Below are 2635 nucleotides of genomic sequence, written 5' to 3' on the forward strand. Positions count from 1 at the left end.
AACTCACCGCGGCCGGGTACGGCCGCACCAAGACCGAGTGGGTACCGGACAAGCTCCACACCGGCATCTTCACCCTCAACTCCACCACGTCCACCGCCCTCGCGATCACCGGCAAGGGCACCGACGTCCTGTGCAAGGGCGACACCGGCGGACCGCTCCTCAACGCCTCCGGCAAGCTCACCGCCATCAACTCCCGCTCCTGGCAGGGCGGCTGCCTCGGCACCCCCGCGACCGAGACCCGCACGGGCGCCACCTCCACCCGCACCGACGACCTCACCCAGTGGATACAGGACACGGTCCGCCCTGGCGTGCAGAACGATCTGAACGGTGACGGCCGGTCGGACGCCGTAATGACCTACTACCACGCCGACAGCTCGATTGGCTTCTACACGGCCCTCGGCAACACCGGTGGTGGTTTCGGCGACTTCACGGTCGGCTATACCGTCCCCGCCAGCAGCTGGGACCGTGCCTCCATGAAGGTCGTTTCGGGTGACTTCAACGGGGACCGCCGCACCGACCTCGCGATGATGTACCGCTTCGGCGACGGCTCGATCAAGATGTTCACCGGCCTCGCGGACGGCGCCGGTCACATCCAGCCCTTCACTTCCAGCACCACCGTCCCCGCCGGCGCAGGCTGGGACTGGAACGCCATCGAGCTCCACGCCGGCGACGCCAACGGTGACGGCCGAGCCGACGCGATCATGACCTATCACCACGCCGACAGCTCGATTGGCTTCTACACGGCTCTCGGCAACACCGGTGGTGGTTTCGGCGACTTCACGGTCGGCTATACCGTCCCCGCCAGCAGCTGGGACCGTGCCTCCATGAAGGTCGTTTCGGGTGACTTCAACGGGGACCGCCGCACCGACCTCGCGATGATGTACCGCTTCGGCGACGGCTCGATCAAGATGTTCACCGGCCTCGCGGACGGCGCCGGTCACATCCAGCCCTTCACTTCCAGCACCACCGTCCCCGCCGGCGCAGGCTGGGACTGGAACGCGATCCAGCTCCACGCCGGCGACGCCAACGGTGACGGCCGAGCCGACGCGATCATGACCTATCACCACGCCGACAGCTCGATTGGCTTCTACACGGCTCTCGGCAACACCGGTGGTGGTTTCGGCGACTTCACGGTCGGCTATACCGTCCCCGCCAGCAGCTGGGACCGTGCCTCCATGAAGGTCGTTTCGGGTGACTTCAACGGGGACCGCCGCACCGACCTCGCGATGATGTACCGCTTCGGCGACGGCTCGATCAAGATGTTCACCGGCCTCGCGGACGGCGCCGGTCACATCCAGCCCTTCACTTCCAGCACTACCGTCCCCGCCGGCGCAGGCTGGGACTGGAACGCGATCCAGCTTCCGTAGCACGTAGCGTCCCCTCGTTCGCGGTCGTACCGGAGGCCGCCCCTCGGCAAGCCGAGGGGCGGCCTCCTCATCGGTGTGTCGGTGTGCCAACTAGACGACCTTCACGCCGGTCTCAGCTGCCCAGCCACCCCAGGACAGGCCGGGAGCGTTGCAGGAGACGTTGAAGCTGCCGTCGCCCTTGGACATCGCGACGGGCAGGCAGTTCCAGTCCGGGCCGCCGGTGAGGGCGAGGTCGGTTTTGCCGTCGCCGTTGAGGTCACCGGACATGACCTTGACGTTCGGCGTCGCGGCCCAGCCACCCCAGTCCATGCCGGGAGCGTTGCAGGAGACGTTGAAGCTGCCGTCGCCCTTCGACATCGCCACCGGCAGGCAGGTCCAGCCCGGGCCGCCGGTGAGGGCGAGGTCGGTCTTGCCGTCGCCGTTGAGGTCACCGGAGACGACCTTCACGCCGGTCTCAGCTGCCCAGCCACCCCAGGACAGGCCGGGAGCGTTGCAGGAGACGTTGAAGCTGCCGTCGCCCTTGGACATCGCGACGGGCAGGCAGTTCCAGTCCGGGCCGCCGGTGAGGGCGAGGTCGGTCTTGCCGTCGCCGTTGAGGTCACCGGACATGACCTTGACGTTCGGCGTCGCGGCCCAGTAGCCCCAGTCCATGCCGGGAGCGTTGCAGGAGACGTTGAAGCTGCCGTCGCCCTTGGACATCGCCACCGGCAGGCAGTTCCAGTCCGGGCCGCCGCCGGTGAGGGCGAGGTCGGTCTTGCCGTCGCCGTTGAAGTCGCCCTTGACGACCTTCACGTTCGGCGTCGCCGCCCAGTTGCCCCAGTCCATGCCGGGAGCATTGCAGGAGACGTTGAACGTGGCGTCGCCCTTGGACATCGCCACCGGCAGGCAGGTCCAGCCCTGGCCGCCGGTGAGGGCGAGGTCGGTCTTGCCGTCACCGTTGAAGTCGCTGGACGTCGCCGGAGCGCGGTAGGTCGTGGTCCTGATCCATTGGGTGAGGTCGTCGGTGCGGGTGGAGGTGGCGCCCGTGCGGGTCTCGGTCGCGGGGGTGCCGAGGCAGCGGCCCTGCCAGGAGCGGGAGTTGATGGCGGTGAGCTGGCCGGAGGCGTTGAGGAGCGGTCCGCCGGTGTCGCCCTTGCACAGGACGTCGGTGCCCTTGCCGGTGATGGCGAGGGTGGTGGACGTGGTGGAGTTGAGGGTGAAGATGCCGGTGTGGAGCTTGTCCGGTACCCACTCGGTCTTGGTGCGGCCGTACCCGGCCGCGGTGAGTT

2 protein-coding genes are annotated in these 2635 nt (G+C 68.1%); one reads left to right on the plus strand and one right to left on the minus strand.

Annotation, left to right across the window (positions count from 1 at the left end; genetic code table 11):
- The coding region (locus ACZ5D2_RS40830) for an FG-GAP-like repeat-containing protein (RefSeq protein WP_468936799.1) at positions 1–1367 on the plus strand (1367 nt) is incomplete at its 5' end.
- A 90-nt stretch (positions 1368–1457) separates the two neighbouring features.
- On the opposite strand, the gene ACZ5D2_RS40835 is transcribed toward ACZ5D2_RS40830, so the two are convergent.
- A partial coding sequence (locus ACZ5D2_RS40835) for an FG-GAP-like repeat-containing protein (RefSeq protein WP_468936802.1) occupies positions 1458–2635 on the minus strand: 1178 nt, incomplete at its 5' end.

It is taken from the genome of Streptomyces sp. NPDC031479 (assembly GCF_055581065.1).